16 protein-coding genes are annotated in these 17500 nt (G+C 57.4%); 10 read left to right on the top strand and 6 right to left on the bottom strand.

Annotation, left to right across the window (positions count from 1 at the left end; genetic code table 11):
• Positions 1–59 precede the first annotated feature (59 nt).
• The 8 genes from AC6I6N_RS13140 (at position 60) to AC6I6N_RS13105 (ending at position 9769) form a co-directional block, all read left to right on the top strand.
• Complete coding sequence (locus AC6I6N_RS13140; RefSeq protein ID WP_094195310.1) at positions 60–2024, top strand: AMP-dependent synthetase/ligase; 1965 nt, start codon at positions 60–62, stop codon at positions 2022–2024.
• Between the two features lie 14 nt (positions 2025–2038).
• Positions 2039–2824 (top strand): ABC transporter ATP-binding protein, encoded by a 786-nt coding sequence (locus AC6I6N_RS13135; RefSeq protein ID WP_009460135.1) that lies wholly within the window; start codon positions 2039–2041, stop codon positions 2822–2824.
• Between the two features lie 11 nt (positions 2825–2835).
• Positions 2836–3765: a branched-chain amino acid ABC transporter permease gene (locus tag AC6I6N_RS13130; protein WP_094195311.1), complete on the top strand. Its 930-nt coding sequence runs from the start codon at positions 2836–2838 to the stop codon at positions 3763–3765.
• A gap of 12 nt (positions 3766–3777) precedes the next feature.
• Entirely contained in the window at positions 3778–4842 is a 1065-nt protein-coding gene (locus AC6I6N_RS13125; RefSeq protein ID WP_249460862.1) for a branched-chain amino acid ABC transporter permease, read from the top strand.
• A gap of 134 nt (positions 4843–4976) precedes the next feature.
• Entirely contained in the window at positions 4977–6245 is a 1269-nt protein-coding gene (locus AC6I6N_RS13120; RefSeq protein WP_406846452.1) for an ABC transporter substrate-binding protein, read from the top strand.
• 50 nt (positions 6246–6295) lie between these two features.
• On the top strand, positions 6296–7129 hold the full coding sequence (locus AC6I6N_RS13115) for an ABC transporter ATP-binding protein (protein WP_094195314.1): 834 nt from the start codon (positions 6296–6298) through the stop codon (positions 7127–7129).
• A gap of 253 nt (positions 7130–7382) precedes the next feature.
• Positions 7383–8663: a phenylacetate--CoA ligase family protein gene (locus AC6I6N_RS13110; RefSeq protein ID WP_121737708.1), complete on the top strand. Its 1281-nt coding sequence runs from the start codon at positions 7383–7385 to the stop codon at positions 8661–8663.
• Between the two features lie 89 nt (positions 8664–8752).
• On the top strand, positions 8753–9769 hold the full coding sequence (locus AC6I6N_RS13105; RefSeq protein WP_042484596.1) for an amino acid ABC transporter substrate-binding protein: 1017 nt from the start codon (positions 8753–8755) through the stop codon (positions 9767–9769).
• Positions 9770–10025: 256 nt separating this feature from the next.
• Here AC6I6N_RS13105 and AC6I6N_RS13100 read toward each other — a convergent pair whose 3' ends face one another.
• From AC6I6N_RS13100 to dprA, 3 genes are all read right to left on the bottom strand, one after another.
• Positions 10026–10493 (bottom strand): hypothetical protein, encoded by a 468-nt coding sequence (locus AC6I6N_RS13100; protein WP_094195316.1) that lies wholly within the window; start codon positions 10491–10493, stop codon positions 10026–10028.
• Complete coding sequence (locus AC6I6N_RS13095; protein ID WP_094195317.1) at positions 10493–11413, bottom strand: hydroxymethylglutaryl-CoA lyase; 921 nt, start codon at positions 11411–11413, stop codon at positions 10493–10495. Before AC6I6N_RS13095 ends, AC6I6N_RS13100 begins: the two co-directional genes overlap by 1 nt.
• 167 nt (positions 11414–11580) lie before the next feature.
• The gene (dprA, locus tag AC6I6N_RS13090) at positions 11581–12747 is read right to left on the bottom strand and encodes a DNA-processing protein DprA (protein ID WP_230019473.1); all 1167 of its coding nucleotides are present in this window, start codon (positions 12745–12747) and stop codon (positions 11581–11583) included.
• A 158-nt stretch (positions 12748–12905) separates the two neighbouring features.
• On the opposite strand from dprA, the gene def reads away from it, so the two are divergent.
• Positions 12906–13424: a peptide deformylase gene (gene def, locus AC6I6N_RS13085; RefSeq protein ID WP_094198232.1), complete on the top strand. Its 519-nt coding sequence runs from the start codon at positions 12906–12908 to the stop codon at positions 13422–13424.
• A gap of 5 nt (positions 13425–13429) precedes the next feature.
• Positions 13430–14371 (top strand): methionyl-tRNA formyltransferase, encoded by a 942-nt coding sequence (gene fmt / locus AC6I6N_RS13080; RefSeq protein WP_249460867.1) that lies wholly within the window; start codon positions 13430–13432, stop codon positions 14369–14371.
• Between the two features lie 12 nt (positions 14372–14383).
• Here the strand turns inward: fmt and AC6I6N_RS13075 are convergent, their stop codons facing one another.
• From AC6I6N_RS13075 to AC6I6N_RS13065, 3 genes are all read right to left on the bottom strand, one after another.
• Positions 14384–15319 carry a DMT family transporter gene (locus AC6I6N_RS13075; RefSeq protein ID WP_121737713.1) on the bottom strand — a complete coding sequence of 312 codons (936 nt, stop codon included), beginning with the start codon at positions 15317–15319 and terminating at the stop codon, positions 14384–14386.
• 70 nt (positions 15320–15389) lie between these two features.
• Positions 15390–16745 (bottom strand): amidase, encoded by a 1356-nt coding sequence (locus tag AC6I6N_RS13070; protein ID WP_121737714.1) that lies wholly within the window; start codon positions 16743–16745, stop codon positions 15390–15392.
• Positions 16746–16787: 42 nt separating this feature from the next.
• Complete coding sequence (locus AC6I6N_RS13065) at positions 16788–17471, bottom strand: DUF2848 domain-containing protein (RefSeq protein WP_108727103.1); 684 nt, start codon at positions 17469–17471, stop codon at positions 16788–16790.
• Positions 17472–17500 lie beyond the last annotated feature (29 nt).

Below are 17500 nucleotides of genomic sequence, written 5' to 3'. Positions count from 1 at the left end.
CTGCCGCAATCATAAGCAGCCTCCTGGACCATAACAAGCCGGGAAAATTCGGAGGAGACATGGTTGTGCGGATGGATAAAGAGCAGGTAGCGGGGTTACCCGGCACCTTCCCAGCCTGGATAGAACACCATGCCCAGGTGCGCGGCAACAAAGTTGCCATGCGCGAAAAAGACCTGGGAATCTGGCAGACCTGGACGTGGCGGGAGCTGGCCGAACAGGCCGAGCAACTGGCTGCGGGCCTGGCCGGGCTGGGAGTCAAAGACGGTCAGCACGTTGCGGTGATCGGTGAAAACCGCCCGCGTCTGTACCTGGCCATGATGGCAGCGCAAATGCTGGGCGCTGTGCCCGTGCCTTTGTATCAGGATGCGGTGGCCCAGGAAATGTTGCACGTGTTGCTGGATGCCAGCATTCGTGTGGCCGTGGTCGAGGACCAGGAGCAGGTCGACAAGCTGCTGGAGGTCTGGGACCAGTGCCCCGATCTGGATGCACTGATCTATGACGATCCACGTGGTTTGCGCAACTATCAGCAAGAACAACTGCAATACATTGAACAAGTCATGGAGCAGGGGCGCGAGCAATTGGCGCGTGATCCGGACTGTGTGCGTCGTATCTGGAAGGCCATTACGCCTGACCATGCTGCTGCCATGTTCTATACCTCCGGTACGACCGGCAAGCCCAAGGGTGTGGTGTTGACCCACGGCGCCCTGGTCGATCGCGGTCTGGCCATTCAGGAGCTGGAATCGCTGACCGATGCCGAGGAAGTGCTGGCTTATCTGCCTCCCGCCTGGATTGGGCAGAACATGTTTTCCTACACGCAGTTCCTGGTCACGGGTTTTACGGTGAATCACCCTGAATCGCCCGAGACCGTGTCCATCGACCTGCACGACATTGGTCCCACCTATTACTTTGCGCCTCCCCGCGTGTTGGAAGGCTTGCTCACGCAAGTGACCATTCGCATGGAGGATGCCGGTGCCTTAAAGCGCGCCCTGTACAAGCGTTTCATGACTTTGGCGCACCGCGTGGGTGTGCAGATTCTGGACAAGCGCCCTGGCGTGGGGATGTGGGATCGCCTGTGCTATGGCCTGGGCAATATCCTGATCTACGGCCCCTTGCGTAATGCCCTGGGCATGAGCCGCGTGCGTGTGGCTTATACCGCCGGTGAAGCCATTGGCCCCGATCTGTTCGATTTTTACCGTTCTATTGGCATCAACCTCAAGCAACTGTACGGCGCGACGGAAACCTCGGTGTTTGTCTGCGTGCAGGAAGATGGCCATGTGCGTGCCGATACGGTAGGCCCACCCGTCAAAGGTGTGGAAATCCGTGTGGCCGATAACGGTGAGATTCAGGTGCGCAGCCCTGGCTTGTTCAAGGAGTACTACCGCAATCCCGAGTCCACCGCCGAGTCTTTTACCGAAGACGGCTGGTATCACACAGGCGATGCCGGTTATCTGGACACCGATGGTCAGTTAAAGATCATCGACCGTGCCAAGGATGTGGGCAAATTGGCCGACGGCTCTTTGTTTGCACCCAAGTACATCGAGAACAAGCTCAAGTTCTTCCCCTTCGTCAAAGAAGCCGTGGCTTTTGGTGATGGCCAAAAGGAAGTGTGCGCCTTTATCAATATTGATCTGGAAGCAGTGGGCAACTGGGCCGAGCGTCGCAACCTGCCTTATGCCGGTTACACCGATCTGGCCGGCAAGCCCGAGGTCTATGCCTTGATTCGGGATTGCGTGGCGCAGGTCAATGATGATCTGGCCAACGACCCCAAACTGGCCGGCTCGCGCATCAGTGCCTTTTTGATTCTGCACAAAGAGCTGGACCCGGATGACGATGAACTGACCCGCACCCGCAAAGTACGTCGCGGTTTTATCGCGCAAAAGTACAAGGTTCTGGTCGACGCCCTGTTCAACGGTTTGGACAGGCAGTTTGTGGAGACAGAAGTGAAGTTTGAAGATGGGCGCAGCGGTCGCATTTCGGCAGACCTGCACATTGAGCGCATGACAGACGCAGCAAGGAGCGCATGATGAGTGAGGCGCAAATGCCGGGCCGTCGGATTGGCCCAGTGGTACTGGATTTAAAGAATATTTCGCTGTCCTTCGGGGGGGTGAAAGCCTTGACCGATATCTCGTTCAATATTCGCGAACACGAGATCCGCTCCATCATCGGTCCGAACGGAGCAGGCAAAAGCTCCATGTTGAACGTCATCAACGGCGTATATGCACCACAACAAGGCGAGATTGTCTTACGTGACCAGAGTTATGCCCGCATGAACTCACGTCACACCGCCGAGCAGGGTATTGCCCGTACCTTTCAGAACCTGGCTCTGTTCAAGGGCATGAGTGTGCTGGACAACATCATGACCGGCCGTAATCTGCACATGAAAAGCGGGGTGTTTGCCCAGGCTTTCCGACTGGGTGGTGCCGAGCGCGAAGAGATTCGCAACCGTGAGTACGTGGAAGGCATCATCGATTTTCTGGAGATCCAGGCCTACCGCAAAACGCCGGTAGGGCGTTTGCCTTACGGTCTGCAAAAACGGGTTGACCTGGGGCGGGCGCTGGCAATGCAGCCGAGCATTTTGCTGCTTGATGAGCCTATGGCAGGCATGAACATCGAAGAAAAGCAGGATATGTGCCGTTTTATTCTGGATGTGAATGAAGAGTACGGCACCACGATTGTTTTGATTGAACACGATATGGGCGTAGTCATGGATATTTCGGACCGCGTGGTGGTTCTGGACTATGGCAAGAAAATTGGTGACGGAGTACCGGACGAAGTACGACAAAACCCGGACGTCATCCGCGCCTATCTTGGCGCTGGCCATTGAGGGGAACGGACATGGCATTTTTTCTTGAAACCTTGCTGGGCGGGCTGATGAGCGGGATGTTGTACGCCCTGGTCGCGCTGGGCTTTGTTCTGATTTTCAAAGCATCGGGTGTTTTTAACTTCGCACAGGGCGCAATGGTGTTGGTGGCCGCACTGGCCATGGCTCGTCTCTCCCAGTGGATTCCGCAGTTGCTGGGCATGGAGCCCGGCATTTTGGGCAATGTGCTGGCTTTCATTGTCTCGGCCATATTGATGTTTGTGCTGGCCGTGGTCATTGAGCGCTGGGTGCTGCGTTATCTGGTGAACCAGGAAGGCACGACCTTGCTGATGGCCACCATCGGTATCAGCTATCTGCTCGATGGTTTGGGTCAGATCGTGTTTGGCAGTTCGGTGTACTCCATTGACGTGGGCATGCCCAAAGACCCGGCTTTCATCCTGGAGTCCGTGTTTGAAGGCGGTGTGCTGGTCAGTCTGGAGGACTTGAGTTCAGCCGTGGTTGCGGCCTTGCTGGTTGCGGCCCTGGCCATCTTCTTTCAGTACACCAGTGTGGGCCGTGCCCTGCGTGCGGTGGCAGACGATCACCAGGCGGCACAGTCCATTGGTATTCCCTTGAACCGTATCTGGGTCGTGGTCTGGACGGTGGCCGGTTTGGTGGCATTGGTCGCCGGCATTATCTGGGGTTCCAAATACGGGGTGCAGTTCACCTTGTCGACCGCTGCGTTGCGCGCCTTGCCTGTGGTGATTCTGGGTGGTCTGACCTCGGTGCCCGGTGCCATTGTGGGTGGCCTGATTATCGGTGTGGGTGAGAAGGTGTCCGAGGTTTATCTGGGCCCTTATGTAGGTGGCGGCATCGAGATCTGGTTTGCTTATGTGCTGGCCCTGGTGTTCCTGCTGTTCCGACCACAAGGTCTGTTCGGCGAGAAGATTATTGATCGCGTCTGAGGTGGAGCCGATATGATTTACCGCGAAAATGGTCAGTTCAAAAGCAGCTATCGGGCTGACCAGCAGATTTTTCCCATCCGCCAGGATCGTTATGTGATGTTGGGCCTGTTGCTGGTGGCATTTCTGTTGGTGCCAGCCATGGCATCCAACTACTTCCTGCAAGCTATTCTGATTCCCTTTTTGATTCTGTCCTTGGCAGCGATCGGCCTGAATATTCTGGTGGGCTATTGCGGACAGATTTCCATTGGTTCAGGCGCCTTTATGGCTGTGGGCGCCTATGCCGCCTGGAACTTTGGTGTCCGTATTCCTGAGTTGCCGTTGGTGTTGCAGATCTTGCTGGGCGGCGTGTTTGCCACTCTGGTGGGTGTCGCCTTCGGTATTCCCAGCTTGCGTATCCGTGGCTTGTACCTGGCGGTCACAACCCTGGCTGCGCAGTTCTTTGTGGATTGGGCGTTCCTGCGTATTGCCTTTTTCACGAACTACTCGCCATCGGGCAACGTGTCGGTGCCCGCCTTGAGTGCATTTGGTTTGCCGGTTCAAACCCCCATGCAAAAGTACTTGTTTGTACTGATCTTTGTGGTGGTGTTTGCCTTGCTGGCCAAGAACCTGGTGCGTGGCGCGATTGGTCGTCAATGGATGGCGATTCGTGACATGGACGTGGCCGCTGAAGTGATTGGTATCCGTCCGGTCTACGCCAAGCTCACGGCCTTTGCTGTCAGCTCATTCATCATCGGTGTGGCCGGTGCCTTGTGGGCCTTTGTTCATCTGGGTTCCTGGGAGCCACTGGCTTTTGACCTGACTCGCTCTTTGCAGCTGTTGTTCATTGTCATCATCGGTGGTCTGGGCTCGATTGTGGGCAGCTTCTTTGGTGCCGCTTTCATGGTCTTGCTGCCCGTGCTTCTGACCAACGTGCCGCATTGGTTTGGTATGTCCATCGGCGTGGACACCGCCTCGCACATTGAACACATGGTGTTCGGTGCCCTGATCGTATTTTTCTTGATTGTGGAGCCGCATGGTTTGGCTCGACTCTGGAGTATTGGTAAGGAAAAGCTGCGTTTGTGGCCCTTCCCCCATTAGCAGGTAGGCAGTTTATTACAACAACAGCCCCGCCAATCGGGACGGGGTACTTAGACAAATGGTACTTATCGGAGGACCAGGAGATGACAACACGACTGAAACGCGCTGTGCTCGGTTTGAGTGCTTGCGCTGCAATGTTGACCATGAGTACAGCCGCTTTGGCAGCTGAGGAACAGTACATTCCACTGCTGACCTACCGCACCGGCTCCTTTGCCCCACTGGGAATCCCATGGGCCGATGGCAAGCTGGACTATCTGGCTTTGGTCAACGAACGTGACGGCGGTGTCAATGGCGTCAAGCTGGCATACGAGGAGTGTGAAACGGCGTATGCCACCGACCGTGGCGTAGAGTGCTACGAGCGCATGAAAGGCAAAAATGGTGGTGCTTCGGGGTTTGATACCCAGTCCACAGGCATTACTTTTGCCCTGACCGACAAGGCTATTGTGGATGGGGTCGCCATTGAAACCATGGGCTACGGTCTATCGCATTCGGCTAACGGTGCGGTGTTCGAGTGGAACTTCCCGCTGCTGGGCACGTACTGGACCGCAGCCGATGTCATGATCCAGGACATCACCAAGCAAGTGGGTGAGGACAAGCTGAAAGATCAGCGTATTGCCCTGATCTACCATGACTCGCCTTACGGTAAAGAGCCTATCGCCCTGTTACAGGCCCGTGCCAAGGAACAAGGCTTCAAGCTGGATCTGTATCCGGTGACCGCTCCTGGCGTGGAACAGAAATCCACCTGGTTACAAGTGCGTAAAAACCGTCCTGACTTCGTGTTGCTCTGGAGCGCCGGGATCATGACGCCTACCGCTATTCGTGAAGCTCAGGCTGTGGGTTACCCACGCGACAAGATCTACGGTATCTGGTGGGCAGCGTCCGAGAGCGATGTGGTCGATCTGGGGCAGACCGCCAAGGGTTACAAGGGCATCACCATTCACAACAGTGCCGAGGACGGTCCAGTGCATGACGCTGTGCGCGAGATGCACGCCAAAGGCAAAGGCGCTGAAAACGGTGACAAGTACGTCGGCACGCTGGCTCACACCCGCGGCATGATGATTTCCATGATGCAGGTTGAAGCGATTCGCACCGCACAAGAGAAGTTCGGTAAAGGTCAGCACATGACCCCCGAGCAAGTGCGTTGGGGTTTCGAGAACCTGAATCTGGACGAAGCCCGTCTGAAAGAACTGGGCTTTGAAGGCATCATGCGTCCCGTTAAAACCTCGTGCAGCAACCATATGGGTGATGACTGGGCTCGTATCGTGCAGTGGGACGGCAACAAGTTTGAAGTCGTGTCCGACTGGTATCAGTCCGACAAGAAATACGTTGATCCTTTAGTCAAGGAAATGTCGGCCAAGTACGCCGCTGAGAAGAAAATTACGCCTCGCACCTGCGAAGGCTAAACCCAGGCGCCCAGGGTTCGCCCTGGGCACTGCATTGCGTGGGGAAGATTATGAGTGAGACCGTAGGCCAAGTGGATGAGGCGCCCATCTTGTTGGACGTCAATGGCATCGAAGTGATTTACAACCACGTCATTCTGGTGCTCAAGGGCGTGTCCTTGCGTGTACCGGAAGGGCGGATTGTTGCCTTGCTGGGCGCCAACGGTGCCGGTAAAACCACGACCTTGCGGGCCGTATCGAACTTGCTGCGCGCTGAGCGCGGCGATGTGACCAAAGGCCAGATCCATCTGCGTGGCGAGCGTATTGATCAACTGACTCCGGCTGATCTGGTCAAGCGCGGCGTAGTGCAGGTGATGGAAGGGCGCCACTGTTTTGCGCACTTGAGCATTGAAGAAAATTTGCTGACCGGGGCCTATACCCGTTCCTTGTCACGTGGTGATGTAAGCGCCGAGCTGGACAAGGTGTACCAGTATTTTCCGCGCCTAAAGCAGCGCCGTACCAGTCAGGCCGGTTATACCTCGGGCGGTGAACAGCAAATGTGTGCCATTGGACGCGCCTTGATGGCCGACCCCAGCATGATCTTGCTGGACGAGCCTTCCATGGGGTTGGCACCGCAGGTGGTGGAAGAAATTTTCGAGATTGTCCGTGACCTGAATCAGCGCGAGCGAGTCAGTTTCTTGCTGGCCGAGCAAAACACCAACGTGGCCCTGAAGTATGCCGACTATGGCTACATCCTGGAAAACGGCCGCGTCATGATGGATGGACCCTCCCAGGCCTTGGCCGAGAACGAAGACGTCAAGGAGTTCTATCTGGGTGTGTCCGGGGGCGAGCGCAAGAGCTTTCGTGACAATAAATTCTATCGACGACGCAAGCGCTGGTTGGCCTAACCCTCAAGGATTTTCACAGTATCAGCAGGGCCTGGCCTGTATTGAAAGCGGCGGGATCAGTACAGGAACAGGCCATCGATCGGGATGCACACAAGGTGCCGCCCTGACCCCTTTTGACATTTTTAGTTTTGGGCAGCTCCTGGCTACACGGGGTGTAGTCGCAGAGCTTGGTATCGACACGCGTCAGTCTATGAGCAGGAAGTCGGCTGGGCGCGGGAGTGTTTGGATGCCAATTCATCCCAGTGGAGGAGAGATGAGCGAATTTTACGACGAGCGCGAAACCCAGGAACCGGACGAGCGTGAGGCTGATTTACTGTCCCGTTTGCCGCAGGTTTTGCAAGCGGCTGCAAAAGGAGCCCCTGCCATTGCCAGACAACTGGATTCGGTGGATCTGGCCGCTGTGCGCAGCCGTGAGGACCTGCTGGCTATTCCGGTGTTTCGTAAAAGCGAGCTGCTCAAAGCCCAGTTGGAAGCTCGTGAGCGGGCCCGCTCTGGCGCGCCGTCGGCTGAGTATGCGCAGTCCGTTTTCGGCGGCTTTTCCTCCATTTCCTGGGGGGCAGCTCGCAAAGTGTTTGCTTCGCCTGGCCCCATGTATGAGCCCGAAAGCCGTCGCCCGGACTATTGGGGCTTTGCGCGGGCCTTGTATGCAGCGGGTTTTCGCCGCGAAGAACTGATTTTCAACTGCTTCTCCTATCACTTCACGCCGGCCGGTTCGATGATGGAAACCGCTGCTCATGCTTTGGATTGCACCGTGTTTCCGGGGGGGGTGGGGCAAACCGAACAGCAAGTGCAGGCCATGGCCGACTTGCGCCCGCATGGGTACACCGGTACCCCCAGCTTTCTGAAAATCATCATGGAAAAAGCCCAGTCCATGCAGATTGCGTTGCCGGGATTGACCAAGGCCTTGTTCTCGGGTGAAGCCTACCCGCCCTCTTTACAAAAATGGTTCAGCGAGCATGGCGTGGCAGGCTATCAAGCTTACGGCAGTGCCGATCTGGGCATGATTGCCTACGAAACTCAGGCCCGTGAAGGCTTGGTGCTTAACGAAAACCTGATTCTGGAAATTGTGCGTCCGGGCACAGGCCAGCCCGTAGAGCCTGGTGAAGTGGGCGAAGTGGTGGTGACGTCTTTTAACCCAGACTACCCGTTGGTGCGGTTCGGTACGGGGGACTTGTCCGCCGTCATGCCCGGCCAGTCTCCTTGTGGTCGGACTAATCAGCGTATACGCGGCTGGATGGGGCGTGCTGACCAGACGACCAAGGTGCGCGGCATGTTTGTGCATCCGGGACAGGTGGAACAAATTCGCTTGCGTCACAAGGAACTGGGCCAGGCTCGCTTGGTGGTGCGGGGTGCCAGTGGTCAGGACCAGATGGTGTTTCAGGTGGAGGTCACCTCCAAGCCTGAGGGACTGGAAAACGCGTTGGCCGACTCTATTCGCGAAATCACCAAACTGCGCGCACAGGTGGAGTTTGTGGAGCCAGGCGCCTTGCCTCGGGATGGTAAAGTCATCGAGGACCAACGCAGCTACGATTAATTAGCCATGTAGATATGCACACAAGTAGCAGTCGGGCTGCGGTACTATGCTGGAAAATAGTCAATACCTATATCTTTGAGGAGAGCCCGATGCGCTTTGTGCCAGTTTCTGCTGTAGTCCTGGCCTTGATGGCCAGCATGCCTGCTGCCCAGGCCGCCACCTTGGACAATGTCAAACAGCGCGGTCACGTGCTGTGTGGCGTGACCACCGGCTTTGCCGGTTTTTCTGCCCCTGATGACAAGGGCAATTGGACAGGGCTGGATATTGATGTGTGTCGCTCGGTCGCTGCCGCCACCCTGGGCGACGCCAGCAAATTCAAGGCCGTGCCTTTGAACTCGCAGCAACGTTTTACGGCGTTGCAGTCAGGTGAAATTGATCTGCTGGCCCGTAACACGACCGTGACTCAGCAGCGCGATACGGCCGTGGGTGCTATCCACGCCGGCATCAACTTCTACGACGGCCAGGGTTTTCTGGTGTCCAAGAAGCTGGGTGTTTCCAGCGCCAAGGAATTGAACGGCGCCACGGTTTGTATGCAGACGGGAACGTCCAACGAAAACACCATGGCTGACTGGGCCCGCGCCAACAAGGTTGAGTACAAGCCTGTGGTGATCGAACAGTTCAACGAAGTGGTCAACGCTTTTGTGGCTGGCCGCTGTGACGTGTTCTCTACCGATGCGTCCGGCCTGGCTTCGATTCGTATCTCCAAAATGGAGAATCCGGACGACTACCTGGTGCTGCCTGAAATCATTTCCAAAGAGCCACTGGGCCCCTTCGTCCGTCAGGGCGACGATGCTTGGCTGAACATTGTGAAATGGTCCATTCAGGCCAGCTTCAATGCTGAAGAACTGGATGTGACAGCAGCCAATGTGGACGAGAAGCTCAAGAGCAACAACCCCAACATCCAGCGTCTGCTGGGCGTGACTCCCGGTGCCGGTAAAAACCTGGGCCTGGACGAAAAATGGGCTTACAACATCATCAAGCAAGTCGGTAACTACGGCGAATCCTTCGAGCGCAACGTGGGTAAAGGTAGCCCGCTACAAATCGAACGCGGCCTGAATGCTTTGTGGATCGACGGTGGCTTGATCTACGGTCTGCCTATTCGTTAATCCATTCGGGGTTCGCGATATGCAAAAAGCAGCTCTCTGTGGGAGCTGCTTTTTTATTGACTGATCGATCTGGGGGCGATGACGTTGATGTGTTGTTGCTCTTTGTGCCCTGGCGATGTGCGTTGACCAAGGGCGCTGGTGTATGTATCACGCGGTGATACATAGTCTGCCTAACTGCTGCGCACGGTTTTCGGATGCGAGACGTTCGGGATTGTTTGCCCCAATATGTCAGGCCGTACGGGGCAAACCTGAAGACTTAATTCTTGCGCCGTAATACCAGCGAAATCTTGGCAAAAGCCACTTGCAGATCCTGTGTGGCACCTTGGAAAATCACGGGCCGACCACGCCGGGTAAAGCAGATCAGGCGTTTGGAGTTGAACAGCGGCACGAACTTGGCAAAGTGGATGTCTTGCCATTGCACTTCCCGCTTCATGATCCAGCTCTGGCGTATGCCGTTCTGGTCAATCGTGGTGATGCCATGCCACATGTGCCAGGCAATCAAGATCAAGCCAGTAAACAGCAGAACCAGAGAGCCCGCCAGTACAGGGCTGATAGCCGCACCTTGTGGGGAGCTGGCTACCAGCGCAAAACGCACACCAATCAGGGCTAGCACTATCCAGGCACCAGCCGCGACCCATTTAGGCCAGGAGCGGCCTTGAATAGGCAGTGAACCCAGATCCTTTAACAGGGCGTCAATTTCCTCTTTCGAGGGGGCTTGGCTCATCAGCACGCGGCGGCCCCTTGTTTGCGGGCTGCCAGGGCGTTACCGGCATTGCTGGCCGATTTGCGCTTCAAATGAGCCGAAATCCATTGCCCCGTGTCCACCACGGCGTTCAGATCAATGCCGGTTTCAATATCCAGGCCTTGCATCAGGAACAGCACGTCCTCGGTGGCGACGTTGCCGGTTGCGCCTTTGGCGTAGGGACAGCCACCCAGCCCGGCTACAGAACTGTGGAAAATATGAATGCCGGCCTGCATGGCGGCCACAATATTGGCGATGGCCTGGCCATAGGTGTCGTGGAAGTGGCCGGACACATGAACGGGGTCAATGTGCTCGGTGATCATGCGCATCACCTCGTAGACCTGACGGGCCGTGCCGACACCGATGGTGTCGGCTACGTCGATTTCATCGCAGCCTAGTTCGATCAAACGTTGGCCGACTTTCAACACATTGGCCGGCGCCACAGCACCTTCGTAGGGACAACCGAACGAACAACTGATGGAGCCGCGCAGGCGCATGCCAGCTTCTTTGGCGGCCTGGGCGACGGGGGCAAAGCGCTCCAGCGATTCTTCAATGCTGCAATTGATATTACGCTGCGAAAATGCTTCGCTGGCAGCGGCGAAGATCACCACTTCGTCGGCCTTGGCAGCCAGGGCGCCTTCAAAGCCACGCATATTGGGTGTCAGAACTGAATAGATCGTGCCGGGGCGACGGTCAATCGTAGCCATCACTTCCGCGCCGTCTGCCATTTGTGGCACCCATTTGGGCGAGACAAAGGAGGCGGCTTCCACGTTCACAAAACCGGCGTGGGACAAGCGGTTGACCAGCTCGACCTTGATGTCGGTAGGGATGAATTCTTTTTCGTTCTGCAGGCCGTCCCGAGGGCCGACCTCCACAATCTTGACGCGCGAGGGGTATGACATGAAGTTTCCTGAAGGTAAGGGGCTGGGCCTGGAGGCCTTTACGTATTCGTCATGATACCTCTTGAAGGCCAGCGCTGGCCCCCTAGGAACAGCCCTATAAGCAGGCGACGTGACCGGGGTCTCGATGCAAAGGAGCAGGCCATGATGCAGTGTGGCCCTGTTGGATTTTATGGCTTGATACGTTGGAATCGCCCGTCTGCCAGAGGCTCTATGCAGCCAGCCAGCTCCAGCTCGGCCAGAACCGCCGGCAGTTGAGTTGCCAGAAGACCGGTACGGCGCATCAGTTGCTCGGGCGTCAAGGGGGCGAAATCGATGCGCTCCAGGATGGGGCGCAGTTCTTCCGGTAGGTTATCGTGCTGAACAGGCCTGGCATTGGACGGGTTGCCGGGTTCAAGTTTGAACGTGTGCTGCACATTGCCCAGCTCATCCAGAATGTCCTGGGCGCTCTCTACCAGCTTGGCGCCTTGGCGTATCAAGGCATGGCAACCACGTGCCAAAGGCGAATGGATTGAGCCCGGAATAGCAAAAACCTCGCGCCCCAGTTCTCCGGCCAGACGGGCTGTGATCAGGGAGCCACTTTGCTTTGCCGCTTCTACCACCAGCACGCCTTTGGCCAAAGCGGCCACAATGCGGTTACGGCGGGGGAAATGGTGCGGCATGGCGCGGGTGCCTAAGGGGAACTCGCTGAGCAGCAGACCGTGATCACTGATCTGGTGTGCCAGATCGCGGTGCGCTGCCGGGTAGACCAGATCCAGTCCCGTTCCCATGACAGCAATGGTGCCGGCCGATTGCGGGCCTGCTTTGAGCGCGCCTTTGTGCGCTGCCTGATCAATGCCGCTGGCCAGCCCACTGATGATGCACCAGCCTTTGGAGGCCAGCGTGGCAGCGAAGTCGGTCGCCGTTTCCTGGCCAGACTGGGTGGCATTGCGAGCACCAACAATCGCCAGCCCGGGGTGCTCCAACACATCCAGATTGCCATTGGCGTACAGCAAGAGCGGGGCGTCATGTAGATCCAGCAAGGCGGCAGGGTAAGCCGGGTCTGCCAGCGTCACAATGTGATGACCCGCTTGCTTGAGCCATTCCACGGCCTGGTCAATGTGCGCTTGTAACTCGGTCAGTGGTTCCTGGCTTAGCTGGACGGCCAGTTCGCCAGGAATATGGCGTGACAGGGTTTGAACCGAGCTTTGATAGATTTGCGGTGGCAGTCCACAGGCGGCCAGCAGTTGCCGGGCCTGGGCGGGCGTAAGCTCTGGCTCCAGTGACAGACGCAACCAGGCACGCAATTCTTCCGAGATTTCATCCGAGGTTTCCCCCGAGCTAAAATAATGAGGCATAAGGTAGTGTGGCACGAAACCGTTTTTGAGGCTGGGTGTCCCGGACGTTTTTATCCAGGGCGATGGCCGCTTTGCTGTTAGGGCTTGGTGTGGTGCCAGGTGCCGCCCTGAAACTTGTTTTATTATATCGACTTATCGCTTTTTCTTCGGACATGACAATGGCTTTGCTTCCTATCCTGAAATTTCCTGACCCACGTCTGCACACGGTTGCCAAACCCGTGCAGGAGGTCGACGACCGTATTCGCAAACTGGTCAAGGATATGGCCGAGACCATGTATGATGCGCCCGGTGTAGGTTTGGCCGCCACTCAGGTTGATGTGCACGAGCGTGTGGTGGTTATCGACGTGTCGGAAAGCGGCAATGAGTTGCTGGTGCTGATCAATCCGGAAATCACCTGGAAAAGCGAAGAGCTGAAGGTCTACGAAGAAGGTTGCCTGTCCGTGCCCGATACCTATGACAAGGTCGAGCGCGCTGCCAGCATCCGTTTCAAGGCTCAAAATGAAAAAGGCGAGTGGTACGAGCAAGAGGCCGACGGCCTGCTGGCCGTATGTGTTCAGCACGAGCTGGATCATCTGGATGGCAAGGTGTTTGTGGAGTATCTGTCGGTACTCAAGCGTGAGCGTATTCGTAGCCGTCTGCGCAAGCAGCAGCGTGAAGCCCTGAAGGCAGGGCAATAGTCGCCATGCGTATTGTTTTTGCCGGCACCCCGGATTTTGCCCGTATCGCCCTGGAAGCCCTGTTAGCGCAGGGCTTTGACGTTCCTTTGGTCATGACGCAGCCAGACCGTCCGGCTGGCCGTGGCATGAAGCTTAGCCCCAGCCCGGTCAAGCAAGCCGCTGTGAACGCCCATATTCCGGTTCTGCAGCCGCATAGCTTGCGTCTGGATGGCAAGTATCCCGAAGAGGCCGCCCAGGCCCGTCAGACCTTGCTGGATTTGCAACCGGATCTGATGGTGGTGGCGGCCTACGGCCTGATTCTACCCAAATGGACCTTGGAGCTGCCTCGTTATGGCTGCTTCAATATTCACGCCAGTCTCTTGCCCCGCTGGCGCGGTGCGGCACCGATTCAGCGTGCGATTCAGGCAGGCGATGCGGCCACGGGTATCACCATCATGCAGATGGACGAAGGCTTGGATACCGGCGATATGCTGGTGCGTAGCGAGCTGGCAATTCGTGACGATCACAGTGCTGCAACCTTGCATGACGATTTGGCGCAACTGGGGGCACAGGCCTTGCTGCAAGCCTTGCAGCACGTGCGTGATGGCACCTTGCAGGCGGTTCCTCAGCCAGAAGAAGGCGTGACCTACGCCGAGAAACTGTCCAAGGCGGAATCGGCGCTGGATTTAAGCCAGCCAGCCAAAGAGCTGGAGCGCCGTATTCGCGCATTTGACCCGGTGCCAGGTTCCACCCTGTCCTTACCCGGTTTGGACCAGCCTGTGAAGGTTTGGCGCGCTCAGGTGATAGAGCAAACGCATGGCGCAGAACCCGGTCAGATTTTGGGCGTCAGCGCCCAAGGTATTGATGTGGCGTGTGGAGAAGGGGTGTTGCGTTTGCTGGAACTGCAAAAAGCGGGTTCCAAGCGCCAGCCCGTTGCCGTCTTTGTGCAGGGCTGGCAGTCTCGCTAAGTCGTGCAGGGCTCAGGCGCCAGCCTTGCTCTGGCGCCGCCATTCCAGGGTTCCGATCACAATGCCACTGGAACACACCACGGCAATGCCGATCCAGGTAAACATATCGGGGAACTGTCCCCAGATCAGCCATCCCAGCGCGGCGGCTGCCACGATCTGTAGATACACAAATGGTGCCAGCAAAGAGGCCGAGGCCCGTTGATAGGCCTGGATTTGCAGCAAATGGCCCAGACAGCCCCACAAGCCCGTCGAAATCAGAATCAGCCATTGAAAAAATGTCAGCTCCTTCAGGACAGGCAGGGCGGCGGGCAGCAGAAAGGGCAAGGCAATGGTCAAACAGATGCTGCCTACGGCGCCACTCCAGATCAGGGTGGTCAGCGAGTTGTCAACGGCCACGCGGCGTGTGGCGATAAATTGCGTCGCAAACATACAGGCGGTCATCAAACCGAACATTACGCCCAATGGGTGCAGACCAGCCGTGGGCCGGATGATGATCAGCACGCCCAGAAAACCGACCCCGGCCGCCACCCAGCGACTGATGCGTGGCGGCTCTTTCAGAATCCAGGGAGCAACAGACAACACCAGCAGGGGAGCTAGAAAGTTGATGGAGGTGGCTTCGGCCTGAGGCAGATAGCTCAAGGCACTGAAAAACGAGAAGGTGGACAGCATCATCACTGTGCCACGCAGAATTTGTGCTTTGGGGCGGGAGCTGCGCAGGATTTTGCGGCCTTTGACTGGCAAGACCAGCGCCAGCACCAGCACCAGATGGACGACGTAGCGAAACCAGCACATCACCAGCAGGGGCACACCAAAGCCCATGATCCATTTGCCACTGGCATCCAGACCCGACAGGGCCCAGGATGACAGAATCAGAATGAGCACCCCCGCCAAGGGAAAGACCGTGGGTGTCATGATCTGGGGCAGGGAGGAGGATTGGGGTGTGCTCATGACAGGCTCCTGACGAAAAGCACAAGGACGGCCGGGTGGCCGTCCTGGAACGAACGTAAATCTTACCGGATTAGTGTTTGCGCAGGGGCAATACCCGTTCGATTGCTGCACCTACCGCCAACAGGTGCTCGTCGTGGTAGGCGGGGGCGGCTACCATCAGGCCTACCGGGGCTTCATCAGCCGCGTGGCAAGGCAGCGACAGAGCGCAACCGTCCAGGAAGTTGATCAGGGTGGGGTTGCGCAGGACCAGACCGTTGGTGGCGAAGTAGACCTCGTCCGAGGCTTGCAGATCGGCAATGCGAGGAGCGACCACAGGCACGGTAGGCATCAGAACGGCATCGTAGCGTTCCAGACGGCTTTCCACGGCGCTGATCCAGGCCTGGCGTGTGTCTTGAAGCTCGATGTAATCAGCGCAGTCGATGTCCTTGCCGCGCAAAATGCGGGAGGCCACCCGGGGGTCGTATTGCTCGCCCTTGCTTTGCAGGGTGTCGCGGTGCACAGACCAGGCTTCGGCGCAGACGAAACCGCCTTTGCGGTTGATCTGTGGCAATTGGTCAAATTCGGGCAGATTGATCTCTTCAACCACAGCGCCTTGCTCGCGCAGCAGGGTGATGGCACGGTCAAAGGCGGCGCGCACGGTCTCATCGATGCCGTCAAACACAAAGGTCTTGGGCACGGCCAGGCGCAAGGTGTCCAGGGCGGGGGTGGCCACGGGCACGTACGGCTGGTCGGTCAGGATGGAGTCCACAATGGCGCAGCATTCTACCGAGGCGGCCAGAGGGCCATTAGAGTCCAGGCTGCGCGACAAAGGCATGGTGCCTTCGCTGGGAACACGCTCGGCGGTGGGTTTGAAGCCGGTCAGGCCGTTAAAGGCCGAAGGGATACGGATGGAGCCACCCGTATCAGTACCAATGGAGAACACCGACATGCCCTGGGCAACGGCGACCCCGGCACCGGAGGACGAACCGCCGGGGATGCGGGCATTGTCGCGGTCCCAGACCGAGCGCGGCGTGCCGTAGTGAGGGTTGATGCCCAGACCGGAGAAGGCAAACTCGGTCATATTGGTGGAGCCAATCAGAATGGCGCCGGCGCGTAGCAAGCGCTCCACAATGGTGGCGTGCCGTTCAGCCGGCTCCGCATCTTTCAGTACAGCCGACCCACCCAGGGTCACATAGCCAGCGATGTCATGCAGGTTCTTGACCGACATGGGCAGGCCTTCAACCAGCGAGCGGCTCAAACCGGCAGCGCGCAAAATGTCAGAGGCTTTGGCGGCGGCCAGCGCCTGTTCAGCAAACACTTCGATGAACGCGGCAGCGCCGTCACGGCTTTCGTCCTGGATACGGTCCAGGGCTTGCTGGGTCAGCTCGACCGAGGTCGTTTCGCCACGATCAAGAGCACGTTGCAGTTCGGTAATAGTCGCTAGCATGGATCACTCGCAAAATAAATGGGTGGGGCGGGCTGGGCCAGTTTAGGCTACTTCAGGCAGAGTTTCAGTCACGTAGGTATGACGGATGCTGCGTTCGCGGCGGGGGTCATACAGCTCCATGGTGAACTGGGTTGCGGGGCGGATACCACCGATGGCGCCGACCGTGCCGCAGGTCATGCCAAAACCTTCGGGCATGGTGGTGGACTGAAAGTAGCCTTCGATCAGTTCCAGCGGGTTTTTCAGGGTGGACAAAGGACCATCCTGGTACAGGACTTCCTTGCCGTCTTCCTGAATGTAGGCGCGGATAATCAGCTCGTCCCAGTACTCGGCCACATCGCTGAACAACCAAGCATCACGGGCAACGGGCTTGGCGCAGATTTGTTTGGACAGGGCCACGCTGTGGGCTTCCAGAACACGGTCAGTGTGGTCCGAGGCCAGACTCACCAGCAGGCGGCCTTGGTGATTAAACACAAATACTTCGGTCTCGCCGGACGAACCGGTACCAACGACCTGGATGTCGGTATCCTGGATCATCTGATTGGCAGCGATGCGGTAGTACAAAGGTACGGCGCTTGGTCGGGGCACACCCAGTTCGGCCAACTCTTCAATGTGGTGCTCGATGGCCGCCAGATCGCGGCCAGCCCAACCGGCCACGATGCAGTGCTGCAGGTCAGCTTCGATGATTTCAGTGTGGGTGGCCTGGGCCAGTTCAAACGTCAAACGCATAGCAGTACTCGTTTACTCAAAAACAGATT

Source organism: Alcaligenes sp. LTN-3 (genome assembly GCF_059735605.1).
The sequence above is the reverse complement of the archived record's forward strand: the minus strand, read 5'-3'. Positions and strand labels throughout refer to the sequence as shown.

What these genes read in the sequence shown, in the direction of transcription:
- AC6I6N_RS13110 (WP_121737708.1), top strand. Translation starts at nt 7,383, where the DNA reads ATGAGCGAATTTTACGACGAGCGCGAAACCCAGGAACCGGACGAGCGT.
- AC6I6N_RS13140 (WP_094195310.1), top strand. Translation starts at nt 60, where the DNA reads ATGGTTGTGCGGATGGATAAAGAGCAGGTAGCGGGGTTACCCGGCACC.
- AC6I6N_RS13115 (WP_094195314.1), top strand. Translation starts at nt 6,296, where the DNA reads ATGAGTGAGACCGTAGGCCAAGTGGATGAGGCGCCCATCTTGTTGGAC.
- AC6I6N_RS13130 (WP_094195311.1), top strand. Translation starts at nt 2,836, where the DNA reads ATGGCATTTTTTCTTGAAACCTTGCTGGGCGGGCTGATGAGCGGGATG.
- AC6I6N_RS13070 (WP_121737714.1), bottom strand. Translation starts at nt 16,745, where the DNA reads ATGCTAGCGACTATTACCGAACTGCAACGTGCTCTTGATCGTGGCGAA.
- AC6I6N_RS13135 (WP_009460135.1), top strand. Translation starts at nt 2,039, where the DNA reads ATGCCGGGCCGTCGGATTGGCCCAGTGGTACTGGATTTAAAGAATATT.
- AC6I6N_RS13100 (WP_094195316.1), bottom strand. Translation starts at nt 10,493, where the DNA reads ATGAGCCAAGCCCCCTCGAAAGAGGAAATTGACGCCCTGTTAAAGGAT.
- AC6I6N_RS13075 (WP_121737713.1), bottom strand. Translation starts at nt 15,319, where the DNA reads ATGAGCACACCCCAATCCTCCTCCCTGCCCCAGATCATGACACCCACG.
- AC6I6N_RS13125 (WP_249460862.1), top strand. Translation starts at nt 3,778, where the DNA reads ATGATTTACCGCGAAAATGGTCAGTTCAAAAGCAGCTATCGGGCTGAC.
- AC6I6N_RS13105 (WP_042484596.1), top strand. Translation starts at nt 8,753, where the DNA reads ATGCGCTTTGTGCCAGTTTCTGCTGTAGTCCTGGCCTTGATGGCCAGC.
- def (WP_094198232.1), top strand. Translation starts at nt 12,906, where the DNA reads ATGGCTTTGCTTCCTATCCTGAAATTTCCTGACCCACGTCTGCACACG.
- AC6I6N_RS13095 (WP_094195317.1), bottom strand. Translation starts at nt 11,413, where the DNA reads ATGTCATACCCCTCGCGCGTCAAGATTGTGGAGGTCGGCCCTCGGGAC.
- AC6I6N_RS13120 (WP_406846452.1), top strand. Translation starts at nt 4,977, where the DNA reads ATGTTGACCATGAGTACAGCCGCTTTGGCAGCTGAGGAACAGTACATT.
- AC6I6N_RS13065 (WP_108727103.1), bottom strand. Translation starts at nt 17,471, where the DNA reads ATGCGTTTGACGTTTGAACTGGCCCAGGCCACCCACACTGAAATCATC.
- dprA (WP_230019473.1), bottom strand. Translation starts at nt 12,747, where the DNA reads ATGCCTCATTATTTTAGCTCGGGGGAAACCTCGGATGAAATCTCGGAA.
- fmt (WP_249460867.1), top strand. Translation starts at nt 13,430, where the DNA reads ATGCGTATTGTTTTTGCCGGCACCCCGGATTTTGCCCGTATCGCCCTG.